The organism is Azospirillum sp. TSH58, from assembly GCF_003119115.1.
In the GTDB taxonomy this organism is placed as follows: domain Bacteria; phylum Pseudomonadota; class Alphaproteobacteria; order Azospirillales; family Azospirillaceae; genus Azospirillum.
The window spans coordinates 1,518,120-1,537,152 of sequence record NZ_CP022364.1; the positions used below are offsets into that span (position 1 = coordinate 1,518,120).

Annotated in this window: 18 protein-coding genes; 9 read left to right on the forward strand and 9 right to left on the reverse strand. The window is 68.7% G+C overall.

Annotation, left to right across the window (positions count from 1 at the left end):
- Positions 1-245: 245 nt before the first annotated feature.
- A complete protein-coding gene (gene dnaJ / locus TSH58p_RS10685) occupies positions 246-1,391 on the reverse strand; it encodes a molecular chaperone DnaJ (RefSeq protein ID WP_109069871.1) in 1,146 nt (381 codons plus the stop codon).
- Between the two features lie 161 nt (positions 1,392-1,552).
- Entirely contained in the window at positions 1,553-3,724 is a 2,172-nt protein-coding gene (gene dnaK / locus TSH58p_RS10690; RefSeq protein WP_348981725.1) for a molecular chaperone DnaK, read from the reverse strand.
- A 297-nt stretch (positions 3,725-4,021) separates the two neighbouring features.
- Between dnaK and TSH58p_RS10695 the strand changes: the two genes are divergently transcribed.
- Entirely contained in the window at positions 4,022-4,225 is a 204-nt protein-coding gene (locus tag TSH58p_RS10695) for a hypothetical protein (protein ID WP_014239027.1), read from the forward strand.
- Positions 4,226-4,412: 187 nt separating this feature from the next.
- On the opposite strand, the gene TSH58p_RS10700 is transcribed toward TSH58p_RS10695, so the two are convergent.
- Positions 4,413-4,928 (reverse strand): hypothetical protein, encoded by a 516-nt coding sequence (locus TSH58p_RS10700; protein WP_109069873.1) that lies wholly within the window; start codon positions 4,926-4,928, stop codon positions 4,413-4,415.
- A gap of 93 nt (positions 4,929-5,021) precedes the next feature.
- Between TSH58p_RS10700 and TSH58p_RS10705 the strand changes: the two genes are divergently transcribed.
- On the forward strand, positions 5,022-5,915 hold the full coding sequence (locus tag TSH58p_RS10705; protein WP_109069874.1) for a DUF1848 domain-containing protein: 894 nt from the start codon (positions 5,022-5,024) through the stop codon (positions 5,913-5,915).
- Positions 5,916-6,233: 318 nt separating this feature from the next.
- Entirely contained in the window at positions 6,234-7,703 is a 1,470-nt protein-coding gene (locus TSH58p_RS10710) for a PAS domain-containing methyl-accepting chemotaxis protein (protein ID WP_348981726.1), read from the forward strand.
- Between the two features lie 15 nt (positions 7,704-7,718).
- Here the strand turns inward: TSH58p_RS10710 and TSH58p_RS10715 are convergent, their stop codons facing one another.
- The 3 genes from TSH58p_RS10715 to hrcA all read right to left on the reverse strand — a co-directional run bounded on the left by TSH58p_RS10715 (position 7,719) and on the right by hrcA (position 10,042).
- Positions 7,719-8,084 carry a response regulator gene (locus TSH58p_RS10715; protein WP_014239024.1) on the reverse strand — a complete coding sequence of 122 codons (366 nt, stop codon included), beginning with the start codon at positions 8,082-8,084 and terminating at the stop codon, positions 7,719-7,721.
- Between the two features lie 244 nt (positions 8,085-8,328).
- Entirely contained in the window at positions 8,329-8,937 is a 609-nt protein-coding gene (gene grpE, locus TSH58p_RS10720; protein ID WP_109069876.1) for a nucleotide exchange factor GrpE, read from the reverse strand.
- 64 nt (positions 8,938-9,001) lie between these two features.
- A complete protein-coding gene (gene hrcA / locus TSH58p_RS10725) occupies positions 9,002-10,042 on the reverse strand; it encodes a heat-inducible transcriptional repressor HrcA (protein ID WP_035670634.1) in 1,041 nt (346 codons plus the stop codon).
- A 163-nt stretch (positions 10,043-10,205) separates the two neighbouring features.
- Between hrcA and rph the strand changes: the two genes are divergently transcribed.
- The 5 genes from rph (at position 10,206) to TSH58p_RS10750 (ending at position 15,212) form a co-directional block, all read left to right on the forward strand.
- On the forward strand, positions 10,206-10,925 hold the full coding sequence (gene rph / locus TSH58p_RS10730; RefSeq protein ID WP_109069877.1) for a ribonuclease PH: 720 nt from the start codon (positions 10,206-10,208) through the stop codon (positions 10,923-10,925).
- A 111-nt stretch (positions 10,926-11,036) separates the two neighbouring features.
- Positions 11,037-11,639, forward strand: coding sequence for an RdgB/HAM1 family non-canonical purine NTP pyrophosphatase (gene rdgB, locus TSH58p_RS10735; protein WP_109069878.1), 603 nt, complete (start codon positions 11,037-11,039; stop codon positions 11,637-11,639).
- Entirely contained in the window at positions 11,627-12,793 is a 1,167-nt protein-coding gene (gene hemW / locus TSH58p_RS10740; RefSeq protein WP_109069879.1) for a radical SAM family heme chaperone HemW, read from the forward strand. The genes rdgB and hemW overlap by 13 nt, the downstream gene beginning before the upstream one ends.
- A gap of 188 nt (positions 12,794-12,981) precedes the next feature.
- Positions 12,982-14,673 (forward strand): methyl-accepting chemotaxis protein, encoded by a 1,692-nt coding sequence (locus TSH58p_RS10745; RefSeq protein WP_109069880.1) that lies wholly within the window; start codon positions 12,982-12,984, stop codon positions 14,671-14,673.
- A gap of 32 nt (positions 14,674-14,705) precedes the next feature.
- Positions 14,706-15,212 (forward strand): dihydrofolate reductase, encoded by a 507-nt coding sequence (locus TSH58p_RS10750; RefSeq protein ID WP_109069881.1) that lies wholly within the window; start codon positions 14,706-14,708, stop codon positions 15,210-15,212.
- Positions 15,213-15,216: 4 nt separating this feature from the next.
- Here TSH58p_RS10750 and TSH58p_RS10755 read toward each other — a convergent pair whose 3' ends face one another.
- Positions 15,217-16,119: a helix-turn-helix transcriptional regulator gene (locus TSH58p_RS10755; RefSeq protein ID WP_109069882.1), complete on the reverse strand. Its 903-nt coding sequence runs from the start codon at positions 16,117-16,119 to the stop codon at positions 15,217-15,219.
- Positions 16,120-16,229: 110 nt separating this feature from the next.
- Here TSH58p_RS10755 and TSH58p_RS10760 point away from each other — a divergent pair, with 110 nt between their 5' ends.
- Positions 16,230-17,123, forward strand: a complete 894-nt coding sequence (locus TSH58p_RS10760) for an SDR family oxidoreductase (protein WP_109069883.1) — start codon at positions 16,230-16,232, stop codon at positions 17,121-17,123.
- 30 nt (positions 17,124-17,153) lie between these two features.
- Here the strand turns inward: TSH58p_RS10760 and gshB are convergent, their stop codons facing one another.
- On the reverse strand, positions 17,154-18,134 hold the full coding sequence (gene gshB, locus TSH58p_RS10765; RefSeq protein WP_109069884.1) for a glutathione synthase: 981 nt from the start codon (positions 18,132-18,134) through the stop codon (positions 17,154-17,156).
- A gap of 34 nt (positions 18,135-18,168) precedes the next feature.
- Entirely contained in the window at positions 18,169-19,002 is an 834-nt protein-coding gene (locus tag TSH58p_RS10770; RefSeq protein WP_109069885.1) for a SirB1 family protein, read from the reverse strand.
- Positions 19,003-19,033 lie beyond the last annotated feature (31 nt).

The following is a 19,033-nucleotide window of genomic DNA, read 5'->3' on the forward strand; positions in this document are numbered from 1 at the left end:
TTGATACACGCGATGCCCCCCATCGGCAACGGCAATTGCTGTGATTTCCAGGGATACGTGCGTATGCGGCGCGGCCTGTGGCATCAACGCATTTGTACGTGATTTGCCGGGACAGTCTTCCCGCCGTCCGCCGCTGTCAACGCCGAAGTGGTCATACCACTGGGGCAAAAGCACGCGGCCCGCCATGAAAAAAGGCCCGGCGACGGGCCGGGCCTCTTCATGCGGTCGGAACGCAGGAGAACCGCTCAGTCCTTCAGGTCTTCCCACAGCTCCTTCACCTTGGCGAAGAAGCCTTCGGACTGCGGGTGGGAGCCTTCCTTGCCGGCGGTGTCGAACTCGCGCAGAAGCTCCTGCTGCTTCTTGGTCAGGTTGACCGGAGTCTCGACGACGGCCTGGATGTACATGTCGCCGCGCTGCTGGCTGCGCAGCACCGACATGCCCTTGCCCTTGATGCGGAACTGGTGGCCGGACTGGGTGCCGGGCGGGACCGTCACCTTGGTGCGGCTGCCCTCGATGGTCGGCACCTCCACCGTGCCGCCCAGCGCGGCGGTGGTCATCGGGATCGGCACCCGGCAGTGGATGTTGGCGCCGTCGCGCTGGAAGATCGGGTGCGGCGCGATGGCCAGGAAGATGTAGAGGTCGCCCGGTGGCGCGCCGCGCAATCCCGCCTCGCCCTCGCCGGCCAGGCGGATGCGGGTGCCGTCCTCCACGCCCGCGGGGATGTTGACCTGGAGGGTCTTCTCCTTGCGCAGGCGGCCGGCGCCGCCGCAGCTCTTGCAGGGGTCCTTGATGACGCGGCCCTGGCCATGGCAGGCCGGGCAGGTGCGCTCGATGGTGAAGAAGCCCTGCTGGGCCCGCACCTTGCCGTGGCCCTGGCAGGTCGGGCAGGTGACCGGCTGGGTCCCCGCCGCCGCACCGGAGCCGCTGCAGGAGTCGCAGGCGACGGTGGAGGGAACGCGGACGTTGGCCGTGGTGCCCTTGAAGGCCTCCTCCAGCCCGATCTCCAGATTGTAGCGCAGGTCCTGGCCGCGGCCCGACGCGGCACCGCCGCCGCGGCGCCCGCCCATGAACTCCCCGAACATCTCGTCGAAGATGTCGGCGAAGCCGCCGCCGCCACCGCCGAAATCGAAGCCGCCGAAGCCGCCGCCGGCCCCGCCGCGCCCGTTCTCGAAGGCGCCGTGGCCGAAGCGGTCGTAGGCCGCGCGCTTCTGCTCGTCCTTCAGGACGTCGTAGGCTTCGCTGATTTCCTTGAACTTGTGCTCGGCGTCTTTGTCACCCTGGTTGCGGTCCGGGTGATACTGCATCGCCATCTTGCGGTACGCTTTTTTGATCTCGTCCGCGCTGGCGCCCTTCGCCACCCCGAGCAGCTCGTAATAGTCCTGTTTCGCCATGGGCCCCGACCGCCTTCACATTCAACAGACCAATCGTATCTCCGGCCCGCCACCGCAGGAAGGATGACGGGCCGGACGATACTGCATGGCGCCGGGTTCTCCCGGCTGTGACACCGGAGGCAACGGGCGGTTGCCCGACGATTGCCTCCGGTTCCGAACGCTTACGCCGACTTCTTCTTGTCGTCGTCCACTTCCTCGAAGTCGGCGTCGACCACGCCCGGCTCGTTCGGGGCGGCACCCGAAGCACCGGCGGCACCGGCACCGGGGGCCTCGCCCTGGCCGGCCTTGTACATGGCCTCGCCCAGCTTCATCGACACCTGGGCCAGGGCCTCGGTCTTCGCCTTCACGGCCTCCAGGTCCTCGCCGTCCATGACCGACTTCAGCTCGGCCACGGCGGCCTCCGCGGCGGTCTTGTCGGCGGCGGGGATCTTGTCGCCGTTCTCCTTGATCGTCCGCTCGGTGGTGTGGATCAGCGCGTCCGCGTGGTTGCGGGCGTCCACCAGCTCGCGCCGCTTCTTGTCGTCGGCGGCGTGGGCCTCGGCGTCCTTGACCATCTTGTTGATGTCGGCGTCCGACAGGCCGCCCGACGCCTGGATGCGGATCTGCTGCTCCTTGCCGGTGGCCTTGTCCTTCGCCGTGACGCTGACGATGCCGTTGGCGTCGATGTCGAAGGTCACCTCGACCTGCGGCACGCCGCGCGGGGCCGGCGGGATGCCGACGAGGTCGAACTGGCCGAGCAGCTTGTTGTCCGCGGCCATCTCGCGCTCGCCCTGGAAGACGCGGATGGTCACCGCGTTCTGGTTGTCCTCGGCGGTCGAGAAGGTCTGCGACTTCTTGGTCGGGATCGTCGTGTTGCGGTCGATCAGGCGGGTGAACACGCCGCCCAGCGTCTCGATGCCCAGGCTGAGCGGGGTCACGTCGAGCAGCAGGACGTCCTTGACCTCGCCCTTCAGCACGCCGCCCTGGATGGCGGCGCCGATGGCGACCACCTCGTCCGGGTTCACGCCGCGGTGCGGCTCACGGCCGAAGAACTGCTTCACCGCCTCGATGACCTTGGGCATGCGGGTCATGCCGCCGACCAGGATCACCTCGTCGATCTCGTTGGCCTTCAGGCCGGCGTCGCGGAGCGCGGCCTTGCAGGGCTCGATCGTGCGGGCGACCAGCTCGTCCACCAGGGCTTCCAGCTTGGCGCGGGTCAGCTTGACGTTCAGGTGCTTCGGGCCGGACTGGTCGGCGGTGATGAAGGGCAGGTTGACCTCGGTCTGCATGGCCGAGGACAGCTCGATCTTCGCCTTCTCGGCGGCTTCCTTCAGACGCTGCAGGGCCAGACGGTCCTTGCGCAGGTCGATGCCCTGCTCCTTCTGGAACTCGTCGGCGAGGTAGTCGATGATGCGGGCGTCGAAGTCCTCACCGCCGAGGAAGGTGTCGCCGTTGGTCGACTTCACCTCGAACACGCCGTCGCCGATCTCCAGCACGGAGACGTCGAAGGTGCCGCCGCCCAGATCGTACACGGCGATGGTGCCGGCGCCCTTCTTCTCCATGCCGTAGGCCAGAGCGGCCGCCGTCGGCTCGTTGATGATGCGCAGCACTTCCAGCCCGGCGATCTTGCCGGCGTCCTTGGTCGCCTGGCGCTGGCTGTCGTTGAAATAGGCCGGGACGGTGATGACCGCCTGGGTCACCTTCTCGCCCAGATAGTTCTCCGCCGTCTCCTTCATCTTCTGCAGGATGAAGGCGCTGATCTGCGACGGGCTGTACTTCTTGCCGACGGCCTCCACCCAGGCGTCGCCGTTGTCGCCGGGAATGATCTTGTAGGGGACGAGGCCCTGGTCCTTCTTGGTCAGCGGATCGTCGTAGCGGCGGCCGATCAGACGCTTGATCGCGAAGAGGGTGTTCTCGGGGTTCGTCACCGCCTGACGCTTGGCCGGCTGGCCGACCAGACGCTCCGCGTTCTGCGCGAAGGCGACCATGGAGGGCGTGGTGCGAGTGCCTTCGGCGTTCTCGATCACCTTGGCGCTGGAGCCTTCCATGACGGCCACGCAGGAGTTCGTGGTGCCGAGGTCGATGCCAATGACTTTGCTCATGTTCAGCCTCTGTTGTTCGGCAGATGCGTGGCGGCCCGTTTGGTCCGGCACCGCCGCGATCCCCTTGGGGTCGGTGGAACGGTTGGGTGGATTCACGTCTGTCGCCGGAGATATAGGCAGGTGCGTTTCGGGCTGCAACGTCCTGGTCATTCCGCCAACCGTCAAAAGACCAAAAGGTGACGCGCACGCCGGGGCATATCGTCGCGCCTGCGGCTTCGCGCCGCAAGTGAATACCGGGGTATTCAGAAGCATAAGGCGTGCAACGGACCTCCTTCGCCACCCCGTTGCGCCGGAAGCGCTCTGTTACAGGGCTTTAACACAAGCAAAACCCCCGCAACCCAGCCATGTTAACTTTTCATTAACAAGTAATGGTGTGCATTAATGCGCACAATCAATTGCCGGTTGCCTTGCTTCTTTGTTGTCCGAAGATTCTAATAGTGGAGAATCGAAGGAAATATGATATATCCCTCGGTGGTAAGGGGGCCGCTTTTGCTCGCAGGCATGGCTTTCCGAAGCGGGACCGTGTGCAGCATTCCATGGGGGATCAAGATGATGGACGAACGGCGCGACATGGCTCTGGCCATCAAGTCCTGCCTCGACAGCCTTATGGACGACGCGACGAAGTGCGACCTGGACGATCTGGCGCGCTTCATCAGCCTCGCCGCCCTGGCGGCGGAGGAGGCGGCCATGGCCTTCGATCCGAAGGCGGCGCAGTTGAAGGCCCTGATGTCCGGCGGCGCCGGTCACTGCTGACCCGCGGACTTCCGACCGCCTGAACGCGGATCGCCCGAACCGGCGCGGGAACGCCGGGGACATCGGGCCTGCACGGTCAGGTTGCAAATTCCAGTTTGCGAAGTCCAGCTTGCAAAGTCAGGCCGCGAAAGAAAAAGCCGCCCTCGCCGGGGCGGCTTTCCTGTTTCCGGGCGCTTGCCGAAACCTTCTACAGGATCTCCGCCGCGCGGATCGCGCCGTCGAGCAGGGCCAGCGTGTCGGCGCAGGACTCGTCCCCGTCCATGACCATGGGCAGGCGGTAGCTGAACATGGCCGCCGCCGCCTTGCCGTCCCGCTCCGCCCCGACCAGCCAGAGGTAATGGGCGTCGGTGCCGCCGTCCTCCTCCGTCACCATCACGGCCTGGGCCAGCACGCCGTCGTCGCCCCAGGGCTCGACGATGCGGTCGCTGGCGCGCTGGTCGTCGGGGCGCACGAAGCGCAGCGCCATCTCGCGCAGCACCGCCACGGCGCCGTCCGGCCCGTCCTTGGGCGCCACCCGGTCGGTGACCAGCCGCAGCACGCCCCCCGCCGGGGCCGGCGGGTGGAAGGCGGCCACGGCGTGGCCCTCATGCTCCTCCACATCCGGGCGCCAGCCGTCCGGCAGCCGGAATCGCACCACCCCTTCCCATTCCACGCTGTGGCCCATCCCATGGCCCGCTGCGTGGCCGTCCTCTCCGCCCGTCACGGCATCCTCCCCTGATCCTGTGCCGGCACTTTAGGCCGAAGCGCCGGCGAATCCAGCCTTGATCGCGGCCCGCCGAGCCACCATGGTCCGGCGATGATCATTTCCGCCAGCTACAAGACGGACATCCCCGCCTTTTACGGGCGCTGGTTCCTGAACCGGCTGGAGGCCGGGCATTGCCGCATGGTCAACCCCTACGGCGGCCAGACCTACCGGATCGGCCTGACCCGCGCGGAGGTCGACGGCTTCGTCTTCTGGACCAAGAATCTCGGCCCCTTCCTGCCGGCGCTGGAGGAGGTGACGGGGCGCGGCTTTCCCTTCGTCGTCCAATACAGCGTCACCGGCCTGCCGGGCGCGCTGGAGCGCTCCGTCCCCGACGCGGAACGCGCGGTGGAGCATATGGCCCGGCTGCGCGACCGCTGGGGGCCGCGCGCCGCCGTCTGGCGCTACGACCCCATCGTGACGGCACCCATCGTGAAGGGGGGGGCCACGCCGCCGTCCTGGCACCGCGAGACCTTCGCCCGGCTGGCCGGCCGGATGCGCGGCCTGACCGACGAGGCGGTGGTGTCCTTCCTCCAGCCCTACCGCAAGACGGCGCGCAACCTGGACGCCGCCGGCGTGCCCTGGCGCGACCCGGCCCCGGAGGAGAAGCGCGCCCTGCTCGCCGATCTGGCCGGCATCGCCGCGGAGCACGGCATGGCGCTGACGCTGTGCACCCAGCCGGAGCTGGCCGGCGTTCCCGGCACGGCGCCGGCCCGCTGCATCGACGCGCAGCGGCTGTCCGACGTCGCCGGACGGCCCGTCGCGGCCAGGGAGAAGGGCAACCGCCCCGGCTGCCTGTGCGCGGAAAGCCGCGACATCGGCGATTACGACACCTGCCCGCACGGCTGCGTCTACTGCTACGCCGTCGCCAACCGCGCCACGGCGCAGCGGCGCTTCGCCGACCACGATCCGGCGGGAGAGTTCCTGTTTCCAAGGCCGTCGGCCTGACCGAACGGATGAGGCCGGGGCCCTGCCGCGTATGACGGAAGCTTGCGGCAACGGAGAGCCTGCATCCTTCTTCCTACACAAAACAATGAATTCGTCATACTCATACCGGATATAATTGAATAGGCATCGCCTGAATATTTATGACAGAGAATATTTCTCGTATTCCGCTTCTTATGGCTGAAAAGTGTTTCATTGATAATGAGATTTTGAAAATTGTTGCAATAATTTTGATGTTATTTTTGCCGGGCCGTAGACTTTCACTTTCGCTGTGTCAATATGCCCCATCAATGAAAACCATGGGGTCTGGCCATGCTCGGCATGCTTCGGAAAGACTACAAGATAAGTCATAAGACAACGGCGCTTGATACCGTTCGCGCCAACATCATGATCGCCGACAATGATCTGAAGATCACTTATATCAATCCATCGGTCACATCATTTCTTCGTGAAGCCGAAGCGGACCTGCGCAAGGAACTGCCGAACTTCAACGTCGACACTCTGGTCGGCAGCAAGATCGACGTGTTCCACAAGAATCCGGTTCACCAGCAGCGCATGCTGGGCGCCATGACCCGCCCGCACAGCGCCACCATCCGGGTCGGCACCCACCAGTTCGATCTGCTGGTTTCCCCGCTGATGAAGGACGGGCAGCGCATCGGCTACGTCGTCGAATGGGCCGACGCCAAGGAGCGTCTGCTGAACCTGGACTACGCCGCCCAGGTCGCGGCCATCCACCGCTCCCAGGCGGTCATCGAGTTCGACACGGACGGCACCGTGAGAACCGCCAACGAGAATTTCCTGACGGCGTTCGGGTACCAGCTGGGCGAGGTCCAGGGCAAGCACCACAGCCTGTTCATCGATACCGACCACAAGACCACCCCGGAGTACAGCGCCTTCTGGGACGACCTGCGGCGCGGCACGTACCGGTCGGGCCAGTACCGCCGGATCGGCAAGCAGGGCAAGGTGGTCTGGATCGAAGGGTCCTACAACCCGATCTTCGACGAGCACGGCAAGGTGGTGAAGATCGTCAAGTTCGCCACCGACATCACCAACCAGATGAATCTTCTGAGGGACCTCAAGGTCCTCCTCGACCAGAATTTCGGCGAGATCGACCAGGCGATGGCGCAGTCGTCCTCCGAGGTGCGTTCCGCGGCGCTCGCCGCCGAGCAGACCTCGGCCAACGTGCAGACGGTCGCCGCCAGCGCCGAGGAGCTGGCCGCCTCCATCGGCGAGATCTCGCAGAGCATGGCCAACTCGCGGACCGCCGCCGACACCGTCTACGACAAGGCGAACGCGGTGGGCGCCAACGCGGCGCGCCTGACCGACGCCGCCCAGTCGATGAACAGCATCGTCGGGCTGATCCAGAACATCGCCAGCCAGATCAATCTTCTGGCGCTGAACGCCACCATCGAGGCGGCGCGGGCCGGCGAGGCGGGCAAGGGCTTCGCGGTCGTCGCGTCGGAGGTGAAGAATCTCGCCAACCAGGCGGCCAAGGCCACCGAGCAGATCACCCGCGAGATCGACCTGATCCAGGCGACCTCCGCCGAGGTGGCCGGGGCGCTGGACGGCATCCGCTCCGGCATCGAGACCGTGCGCTCCTTCGTCACCGCCACCGCCTCCGCCGTCGAGGAGCAGAACAGCGTGACCCAGAGCGTGTCCGGCAACATGCAGAGCGCCGCGACCTCGGTGCAGACGGCGTCCGCCAACATCGCCGGCATCTCCACCGCGGTGTCGCAGATGGCCCAGGCGGTCGAGCGGACGCGCAGCGCCGCCGTCGTGCTGGTGCGGTGACCGGAGGAGGAAGCTTTACGGGCAGACCTTCTTCACGGTCTCGACCAGCTTGTCCGGGTTGAAGGGCTTGACCAGCCAGCCGGTGGCCCCGGCCTCGCGGCCGGCGGTCTTCTTGGCGGGATCGGCCTCGGTGGTCAGCAGCAGGACGGGAGTCGCGCGGTTGAGCGCGCTGCCGCGGATGGCCCGGGTCAGGGCCAGACCGTCCATGCCCGGCATGTTCAGGTCGGTGATGATGCAGTCGAACTTCTGCCGGTTGACCTCCGCCAGACCGGCGGTGCCGTCCGCCGCCTCGGTGACGCCATAGCCGGCGTTGCGCAGCGTGAAGGCGACCATGTCGCGGATGGTCTTGGAGTCGTCGACGGTCAGAATGGTCTTGGCCACGGGTCCGGTTCCCTGAATGGGCGGCGGCCCCGAACGGGCAATTCACGGGTCGCCGCGAGACTCCCCGACGCGAATCGGGGTTGCGATGCGAATAGGCGAAGGAACCGCCCGGCGCAAGCCCTTCGGTGCGCGAGGGACCGCGGGCGGACGCCCCCTCGGGAGACGGGCCAGGTAAAAAAGCGGCGCGCCGGACCATGCCGCCGCGCCGCCGCAAGAGACGTGCCTCCTGCCGTCCGGAAGACGGTCAGGCTTTCGTATCGACGTGCTGGCCGCCCATTTCGTGAGGACCGGCCTTGGCGACGCCCACCATGGCCTCGCGCAGCAGGCGGCCGTGGATGGTGTAGCCGGGCTGGAGCACCTGCACGACGGTGCCGGCGGGCTTGCCGGTGTTCTCGATCTCGAACATCACCTGATGGAAGTTCGGGTCGAACAGCTCGCCGGTCGGGTCGATCTTCTTGATGCCGGCACGCTCGAAGGCGGAGATGAGCTGGCGCTCCGTCGCCTCCACGCCGACGGCGAGGCCCTTCAGCACGTCGTCGTTCTCGCGGCCCTCGGCGGGGACGGCCTCCAGCGCGCGGCGCAGGTTGTCGGCCACGGTCACCAGCTCCTTGGCGAAGCTGGACACGGCGAACTTGCTGGCGTCCTCGCGGTCGCGCTGGGCGCGGCGGCGGGTGTTCTCCACCTCGGCCATCTGGCGCAGGAGCTGGTCCTTCAGGCTGGCGACCTCGGCCTCAAGCTGGGCCACGCGATCCCCGGCACCGGCGTCCGCGGCCTTGTCCTGGGCGGCCTTGTCCTGGACGGCTTCGGTCTGCTCCACCTCGGCTTCGGCGGGCTTGTTCTGCTCTTCGCTCATGGCTCTCTCGTTGTCGTCTTGGGTCGTCGTCTGGTGGGGGATGGGTGAAGCATTGCCAAGGGCGTCACCCGACAAGGCGGCTGATGACCTTGGCTGTATAATCCACAAGCGGGATGATCCGGGCATAATTGATGCGGGTCGGGCCGATGACGCCGATGGCGCCGATCACCTGCTCGCGGCTGTTCTGGAACGGCGAGATGATCAGCGAACAGCCGGAATGGCCGAACAGCACATTCTCCGCGCCGATGAAGATCTGCACCCCGTCGCCCTTCCCGGTGGCGTCGAGCAGGCGCAGCATGGTCTCCTTGGTCTCCAGCGCCTCGAACAGGGCGCGCACGCGCTCCAGGTCCGACAGGGCGGTGACGTCCTCCAGCAGCTTCGCCTGGCCGCGCACGATGAGCTGGCCGCTGTTCTGCCCGCCGCTGCCTGCCCAGGTGGCGAGGCCGGCGGAGACCACGCGCTGCGACAATTCGTCCAGCTCGGTCTTCTGGTCCTCGATTTCGCGCAGCACGGCCTGCCGCGCCTCGTCCAGCGTGCGGCCGACCAGCTTCGCGCTGAGGAAGTTGGAGACCATCTGCAGCGTCGCGGCGGGCACGCCGACCGGAACCTCGATGACGCGGTTCTCGACCAGCCCGTCCTCGTTGACCAGCACGACCAGCGCCCGGCCGGGGGCCAGCGAGACGAACTCGATGTGCTTCAGCGGCCGATCGGTCTTGGGCGCCACCACCAGACCGGCGCAGTGCGACAGGCCGGACAGCAGGGTCGACGCCTCGCCCAGCACGTCCTGCAGCGACCGACCGGAGGAGGCGCATTTCGCCTCGATGGAGCCGCGCTCGTCCTCGCTCAGGCTGCCGATCTCCAGCAGGCCGTTGACGAACAGGCGCAGCCCGGCTTCCGTCGGGATGCGGCCGGCGGAGGTGTGGGGGGCGTAGAGCAGCCCCTGTTCCTCCAGGTCGGCCATGACGTTGCGGATGGTCGCGGGCGACAGGGCCATGCCGAGCCTCCGCGAGATCGTGCGCGAGCCCACCGGCTCGCCGGTCGCCACATAGGCGTCGACGATCAGCCGGAAGATCTCGCGGGACCGTTGGTTCAGCTCGGTGATCATGGCGGGGCGGGAACCGGACGATGCTGTTGGGTTGCGGAAGGGGCGTCCCGAATTTAGGCAGGTGTCCCCGCCGAATCAACGTGCGCCCCGGTTGCGCGCTGGACGGCGGGGGCAGCGGGCGCTAGCTTGCCGCCGATTTCAACAGATTTGCGGATCATGCCCGATGCGTCCCTCCGGCCGCGCCCACGACCAGTTGCGCACCATTTCCCTTGAGCCCCATTTCAGCAAGCACGCCGAGGGGTCCTGCCTGGTGCGTTTCGGCGACACGCACGTCCTGTGCACCGCCAGCGTGGACGAGGGCGTTCCCCGCTTCCTGAAGAACACCGGCCTCGGCTGGGTCACCGCCGAATACGGCATGCTGCCGCGCTCCACCCACAGCCGCACCGACCGCGAGGCCGCCAAGGGCAAGCAGTCGGGCCGCACCCAGGAGATCCAGCGCCTGATCGGCCGCGCGCTGCGCGCCGTCACCGACCGCGCCGCCATGGGCGAGAAGCAGATCAAGATCGACTGCGACGTGATCCAGGCCGACGGCGGCACCCGCACCGCCGCCATCACCGGCAGCTTCGTCGCCCTGCATCTCGCCTTCCAGCATCTGATGCAGATCGGCGCCCTCAAGACGATGCCGCTGACCGACCATGTGGCCGCCGTCTCCTGCGGCATCTACAGGAACGCCAGCGTCCTCGACCTCGACTACGCCGAGGATTCGACCGCCCAGGCCGACGCCAACTTCGTTCTGACCGGACAGGGCGGCATCGTCGAGGTCCAGGGCACCGCCGAGGAGCGCCCCTTCAGCGAGCCGCAGTTCATGGAGCTGCTGGCGCTCGCCCGCAAGGGCATCGACGAGCTGGTGGCCTTGCAGAAGGCGGCGATCGCGGTGAAGTAAAGGCGCGGTTGCGCATTGCCCCCACCCTGACCCTCCCCTGCGACAGCGGGGGAGGGAGGGACCCGCGAAGCGGGAGGGTGGGGGCAACAGTCCACATCGAAGGAACTTCCCATGACCACGCCTCCCCGCCGCTTCACGGGCGGCACGCTGGTGATCGCCAGCCACAACAAGGGCAAGGTCCGCGAGATCGCGGCGCTGCTCGGCCCCTACGCCGCCTCCTTCGTGTCCGCGGGCGAGCTTGGCCTGCCGGAGCCGGAGGAGACGGGGACCACCTTCGTCGCGAACGCCGAGCTGAAGGCCCTGGCCGCGGCCAAGGCGGGCCATGTCGCGCTGGCCGACGACAGCGGGATGGTGGTGCCGGCGCTGAACGGCGACCCCGGCATCTACTCCGCCCGCTGGGCGGGTCCGGAAAAGGACTTCCAGATGGCCATGGGCAAGGTCGAGGACGGGCTGAAGGGCCAGACCGACCGTCGCGCCTGGTTCGTCTGCGCCCTGTCGCTCGCCTGGCCGGACGGCCATGTCGAGACGGTGGAGGGCCGCTGCCCCGGCACGCTGGTCTGGCCGCCGCGCGGCGCGCATGGTTTCGGTTACGATCCGATGTTCATGCCGGATGGCCACGACATCACCTTCGGCGAGATGGACCCGGCCAGGAAGCACGAGATGAGCCACCGGGCCGACGCCTTCCGCCAGCTTGTGGAGCGATGCTTCAAGTGACTCCTGATCCTGGCTTCGGGATCTACATCCACTGGCCCTTCTGCAAGGCGAAGTGCCCGTACTGCGACTTCAACAGCCACGTCCGCGACCGGGTCGAGCATGACCGCTGGCGCGCCGCGCTGGTGCGGGAGCTGGATCATTACGCGGACGCAACGCCCGGCCGCCGGGTCACCTCGGTCTTCTTCGGGGGCGGCACGCCGTCGCTGATGGAGCCGGCGACGGTCGGCGCCGTCCTGGAGCGCATCGCCGCCCGCTGGACGGTGGGCAGCGATTTGGAAGTGTCGCTGGAGGCCAACCCGACCTCGGTCGAGGCCGACAAGTTCCACGCCTTCCGCGCCGCCGGGGTCAACCGCCTGTCGATGGGCATCCAGGCGCTGGACGACGCCGCGCTGAAGTTCCTCGGCCGCCAGCACAGCGCGGCCGAGGCGACCGGCGCCATCGCGCTGGCCGCCCGCACCTTCCCGCGCTTCAGCTTCGACCTGATCTACGCCCGCCCCGGCCAGTCCGTCGCAGCGTGGGAGGCGGAGCTGACCCAAGCGCTGGACCACGCGGTCGGCCACCTGTCGGTCTACCAGCTGACCATCGAGGAGGGCACGGCCTTCTTCCCCCTGCACGCGCGGGGCGATCTGGTGCTGCCCGACGAGGATCTGGCCGGCGACCTCTACGAGGCGACGCAGAGCCTGCTCGATCGCGCCGGGCTGCCCGCCTATGAAATCTCCAACCACGCCCGCCCGGGCGAGGAGAGCCGTCACAACCTGACCTACTGGCGCTACGGCGATTACGTCGGCGTCGGCCCCGGCGCCCATGGACGGCTGACCCTGGACGGCGAGAAAGTCGCCACCCGCGCCCACCGCGCCCCGGAGATCTGGCTGGAGCGGGTGGAGCGCGACGGCCACGGCGCCGCCGCGCCCGAACCGGTCGCCCGCGAGTCCCGCGGCTCGGAACTGCTGATGATGGGGCTGCGCCTGCGCGAGGGGGTGGCCCGCGCCCGGCTGGTCGAGGAGACCGGCCGCGACCTCGACGGGCTGGTCGATCCCGCCGCGCTGGAGCGTCTGGTGGCCGGCGGTTTCCTGGAGATCGGCAAGGACACGTTGCGCGCCACCCACGAGGGGCGGCAACGGTTGAACGCCGTGCTGGGGGCTCTTCTGGCCTGACCGCGCCAATACCCGGAAACGTGGTGTGACAAAGGCGCCCAGTCCCCGGCGCGCGCCGCATTTTTATACGTCCGTTTATGTTTTTCCTGTGACTGTCGATCATTCTTGGAGTCCCGGCAAAGACAAAGGCAAACAACCGCCGCTTGCCGGGACGCGGGACAGGGCAGACAGTTTCAGGCAGACATCCCATGATCCTCACGAGGCTTTCCATTCGGGCCAAGCTGTGGGCGCTCGTCGTCGCGGCTTCGGTCGCATCCTTCGCCATCGCCGGCGCCGGCCTTTATCTCAATTACAGCCGTATGCACGCCGACCGGCTGGAAACGCTGCACAGCATCGTGGAAACCGGGGTCACCCTGGCCACCTCGCTGGAGGCGGACGCCGCCGCCGGCAAGATCACCCGCGAGGAGGCTCAGGCCCGCTTCAAGGCCGCGGTGGCCGGCATCCGCTACGCGGGCGGCAAGGAGTATCTCTTCGCCCACACCTTGGACGGCTACGGCTTCGCCCACGTCAACGCGAAGCTGATCGGCGCCGACGTCAAGCCGCTGAAGTCGGCCAACGGCGTCCACATGATCGTGGAGTTCATCCGCATGGTCCGCGCCACCGGCGACGGCCTGCTGGAGTACGACTGGCCGCGCACGGTCGGCGGCACCGACATGGCCGTGAAGCTGGGCTATGTCCGCGGCTTCGCGCCGTGGAACATCTTCATCGGCAGCGGCATCTTCATCGACGACATCCGGGCCGCCTTCCTGGAGCAGCTGTGGACTCTGGCCGCGGTCATCCTGGTCCTGGCGGTGCCGGCCATCGGCCTGATCGCCTGGGTCGGCACCGACATCAGCCGGGTGCTGCGCGGGCTGGGCGCCAAGATGCGCTCGCTGGCCGACGGCGACCTGTCCACCCGCTTCCCCGAGGCGGAGCGCGGCGACGAGATCGGCGCCATGGCCAAGGCCGTGCTGGTCTTCCAGAACAACGCCCGCGACAAGCAGCGGCTGGAGGCCGAGCAGGCCGCCTCGGCCCAGCGCGCCGGGGAGGAGAAGCGCCGCGCCATGCTGGCGCTGGCCGCCAGCTTCGAGCAGAGCATCGGCGCCGTCGTCCGCACCGTCTCCGACGCGGCGGCGACGATGGAGGAGCGCGCGGCCGAGATGAACCGCGCCGCCGCCCAGACCGACGAGCTGGCGACCTCGGTCGCCGCGGCGACGGAGCAGACCTCCGCCAACGTGCAGACCGTGGCCGCCGCGTCGGAGGAGCTGGCCGGCTCGATCCAGGAGATCAGCCGTCAGGTCGCCGAGTCGTCGCGCATCGCCGGCGAGGCGGTGACCCTCAGCGGCCGGGCCAACGGCAAGGTCGGCGGACTGGCCGAGGCGGTGCAGAAGATCGGCGCCGTGGTGCAGCTCATCAACGATATCGCCAGCCAGACCAACCTGCTGGCGCTGAACGCGACGATCGAGGCCGCCCGCGCCGGCGAGGCCGGCAAGGGCTTCGCCGTGGTGGCGAGCGAGGTGAAGGCGCTGGCCAACCAGACCGCCAAGGCCACCGAGGAGATCGCCGCCCAGGTCGCCAACATCCAGTCCGTGACCGGGGACGCGGTCGGTGAGATCCAGGGCGTGACCCAGGTCATCCTGCGGGTGAACGAGATCGCCACCTCCATCGCCTCGGCGGTCGAGGAGCAGGGGGCGGCGACCCGCGAGATCAGCCGCAACGTCCAGGAGGCGGCGGGCGGCACGCAGGAGGTGTCGGCCAACATCACCGGCGTCACCGGTGCCGCGACCCGGAGCGGCGCCACCGCCCGCGACGTTCTGGAGATGTCGCGCCAGCTCGGCCACCAGCTCGACACGCTGCACCGCGAGGTCGGGGGCTTCCTCCAGCAGCTCCGCGCGGCGTAAGGTGGGGTGAACGGACCGGGAAAGGGGTTGGGATGCGCATCAGTCTGGTGGTGGCCGCGGCGCGCAACGGCGTGATCGGCCGCGACGGCACCCTCCCCTGGTCCCTGCCCGGCGACCTGAAGCGCTTCCGGGAGCTGACGATGGGCAAGCCGGTCCTGATGGGCCGGCGCACCTGGGAGTCGCTGCCCCGCAAGCCCCTGCCCGGCCGCGACAATCTGGTGGTCAGCCGCAGCGTCCCGCCGGGCGAGCGGGACGGCGCGCGCTGGTTCGGCACCCTCGACGCGGCGCTGGACTGGTGCCGCGATCACGGAGTCCCGGAGGTCGCGGTGATCGGCGGCGCCGAGCTGTTCCGCGAAACCCTGCCGCTGGCCGACATCGTCCACCTGACCCGCGTCGAGCGGGATGTGGAGGGCGACACCGTCATGCCGCCGCTGGGGCCGGAGTGGGTGGAGACGGAGCGTGGCCCGCTGCTGACCGAGAACGGTCTGGATTACCGGTACCTGGACCTCGTGCGGCGCCCTGCCGGCGCCAAGGCGTGATGGGTCAGGCCAGGAGCGCCCGCACCCTCTCGGCGTCCTCCGGGCTCGCCGGGTTGTAGACGAGCATCGTCAGGTCCGGCCGCCCGTCCACGGCGAAGGCCGAATATTCCAGCTCCAGGGTGCCCAGCGTGGGATGGCGCAGGCGCTTGACGCCCTCGCCGAAATGGCTCACGTCGTTCGCGGTCCACAGGGCGGCGAATTCGGGACTCTGGCGCGACAGGTCCTCGACCAGCGCCCGCACCGGTTCGTCGGCACCGGCACGCGCCGCATCCGCGCGGAAGGCGCCGACGACGAAGCGCGCCACCCCCTCCCAATCGAACTGGGCGGCCCGCACGCGCGGATCGCAGAAGATCAGCCGCAGGATGTTGCGCCGGGCCGCCGGCAGGGCCCCATAGTCGGTCAGCACGGCAGCGGCGGCGCGGTTCCAGGCGACAACGTCCCAGGTCGCCGTCTTGATCAAAGCGGGGCTGGGATTCAGCGCGTCGAGCACCCGCTGCAGGCGCGGCGTGACCGCTTCCCCCACCGGATAGCGCAGCGTCGGCAAGCGGTTGAGGCCGAGGAGGAAGAGATGCTCGCGCTCCGCGTCGGTGAGCATCAGGGCGCGGGCGATGCGCTCCAGCACGTCGGCGGACGGCGCTCCGCCGCGCCCCTGCTCCAGCCAGGTGTACCAGGTGGTGCTGATGTTCGCGCGCTGGGCCACCTCCTCGCGGCGCAGGCCGCGGGTGCGCCGGCGCTCCGCGGAAAAGCCGAAGGCCGCGGGATCGAGCTTCGCCCGGCGGTCCTTCAGATAGGCGCCCAACCGGCTCTCGGCGGGGCGGTTCTCGGGGGGGCGGTTCTCGGCGGGGCGGCTCTCGGTGGAGCGGCTTTCCCCAGCCGCGTTCGCCGTCTTGGACAACGTCTCCGTCATGGCGCGCCGGCCCGTCCTGTTGGTCATTATACCCCGATAACGTCACGACTTTACCAGGATAAGCCCCCGGCGGACAGTGGCCCCCGACCCTGATCGGAAGAGGTTTCCCCATGCGTGTCTTCGTCACCGGCGCCACCGGCTTCGTCGGCTCGGCCATCGTCCAGGAATTGCTCGCCAACGGCCACCGGGTGCTCGGCCTCGCCCGCTCCGACGCGGCGGCGGCGGCCCTTGCCACGGTCGGGGCGGAGGTCCACCGCGGCTCCCTCGACGACCTGGAGAGCCTGCGCGCCGGGGCCTCCGCGGCCGACGGCGTGATCCACACTGCCTTCAATCATGACTTTTCGCGCTTCGCCGACAACTGCCGGGAGGATCATCAGGCGATCCTGGCGCTGGGCGAAGCGATGGAGGGCAGCGACCGCCCCCTGCTGGTGACGGCGGGCGCGGTCGTCGCCGCGCGCGGGCCGGTGGCGGTCGAGAGCGATCCGCACCGGGCGCCGTCCGACGCCCTGCCCCGCCGCACCGAACTCGCCGCCGAGGAACTGGCCGCCCGCGGCGTCCGCGTCGGCGTCGTGCGCCTGCCGCCCTCGACCCACGGCGTCGGCGACCATGGCTTCGCGCGCATCCTGCACGACATCGCCCGCCGGACCGGCGTCTCGGCCTATGTCGGCGACGGTGGGAACCGCTGGCCGGCGGTGCACCGCCGGGACGCGGCGCGGCTGTACCGGCTGGCCCTGGAGGCCGGCGCCCGGGGCGGTCCGTTCCACGCCATCGCCGAGGAGGGCGTGCCGCTGCGCCGCGTCGCCGAAGCCATCGGCGAGCGGCTGGGGCTGCCGGTGGTGTCGAAGGCCCCGGAGGAGGCGGCCGCCCATTTCGGGTGGTTCGCCTTCTTCGCCGGCATCGATTGCCCGACCTCCAGCGCCCACACCCGCGCCCTGCTGGGATGGGAGCCCCGCGAGACCGGTCTCATCGCCGACCTCGGCCAGCCCGGCTATTTCGCGGACTGACCGGCGGGGGGTGCTGGGGAGCTTCGGCCCTCAGGCCCCCTTGTTCTCGCCCTTGTTCTCGCCCTTGTTTTCCCGGTGGCGGCGCTCGATGGCGTCCCACAGCGTGGCCTCCAGCGCCGACCCGTCGAGCCGGTTGATCTCCTGGATGCCGGTGGGCGAGGTCACGTTGATCTCGGTCATGTAGTCGCCGATCACGTCGATGCCGACGAAGACCAGCCCCTTCTCGCGCAGCACCGGGCCGATGGCCTTGCAGATCTCCTGCTCGCGCGGGGTCAGCTCCGTCTTCTTGGCGCTGCCGCCGGCGTGGAAGTTGGCGCGGGCCTCGCCCTCCTGGGGCATGCGGCTGACGGCGCCGGCGGGCTCCCCGTCGATCAGGATGATGCGCTTGTCGCCCTGGCGGATCTCCGGCAGGTACTTCTGCACGATCACCGGCTCGCGGTAGAGCTGGGTGAACAGCTCCAGCAGCGAGCCGAGATTCTCGTCGTCCGGCTTCAGGTGGAAGACGCCGGCCCCGCCGTTGCCGAACAGCGGCTTGACGATGATGTCCTTGTGCTTCGCCCGGAACTCCAGGACCGCCTGCTTGTCGCTGGTGATCAGCGTCGGCGGCATCAGGTCGGGGAAATGGGTGACGAACAGCTTCTCCGGCGCGTTGCGCACCTCCGCCGGGTCGTTCAGCACCAGCACCTTGGGCTGGATGTGCTCCAGCATGTGGGTGGCGGTGATGTAGGCCATGTCGAAGGGCGGGTCCTGGCGCATCAGCACCACGTCCATGGTCGACAGGTCGACGATCCGCGGCTCGCCCAGCGTGTAGTGGGCGCCCTTCTGGCGGACCACGGTCATCTCGCGCACGCGGGCGGTCAGGACGTTGCCGGTCAGGCTGAGGTCGCGCGGGTGGTAGTGGTACAGCGTGTGCCCGCGCTTCTGCGCCTCAAGCGCCATCATGAAGCTCGAGTCGGTGTCGATGTTGATGGACTCGATGGGGTCCATCTGGAAGGCGACGGCGAGGCTCATCCTGCGGGTCTCCGAAACGGGCTTTTGAATGGGATCAGTTCAGTTGGTTCTTGAGCTGCTGGATCAGCGCGGCGACCTGATGGCGGTGCCGTTCGCTGGCCGTCAGCTCCAGGAAGGTTTCCAGCGCGGCGATGGCGACGCCGAGGTTGCCGTTGTGGGCCTCCAGCAGGCCGGTTTCCCGCCACAGCGACGCCTCGCCCGGCGCGAACAGCCGCATCGCCTCCAGCACCTCCAACGCGCGCGGCACGTCGCGGGCGGAGAGGTGGCGCAGCTTGATGTTGTTCTGGAGCCGCAGCAGGATCTCGCGGTTGGACACCGTCTGGTAATGGCCGGGCTCCAGCTCCGCGGCGCTGCCGGCGGTGGCCTTCAGCAGGTCGCGCAGGTCCACGGCGGTGCGCACCTGCCCCTCGTTGAAGGGGTCGAGGATGGCGCGGGCGCCGTCGGCCTCCAGCCGCACCAGGAAATGGCCGGGGAAGTTCAGCCCCAGCATCGTCCAGCCCTGCGAGCGGGCGGCGTGCAGATACAGGATGCCCAGCGCCACCGGCAGGCCGCGGCGGCGGTCGATGACGCGCAGCAGGTTGGCGTTCTGAAGGTCGTCGTAGGTCTCGTGGTCGCCGGCGTAGCCGTGCCGCTCCACGATGACCTCGTGCAGCCAGGAGATGCGGGCCTCCAGCCCATCGAGGGTGGGCGAGACGCGCTCCGCCAGATCATGGGCGATGTCGGCGAGGTGACGGCGGTAGTCGGCCAGCGCGGCGCCCGGCACCTCCAGCGCGCCCAGCGCCAGGGCGGCTTCGGCCAGATCGATCTGCTCGTCCGGCTGCTGCCCCACGCGGCGCAGGATGTCACGGGCCTCGGCGCGGCTGGTCACGGGCGGCGTCCTTCCTCTTCTTCAGCCTTCG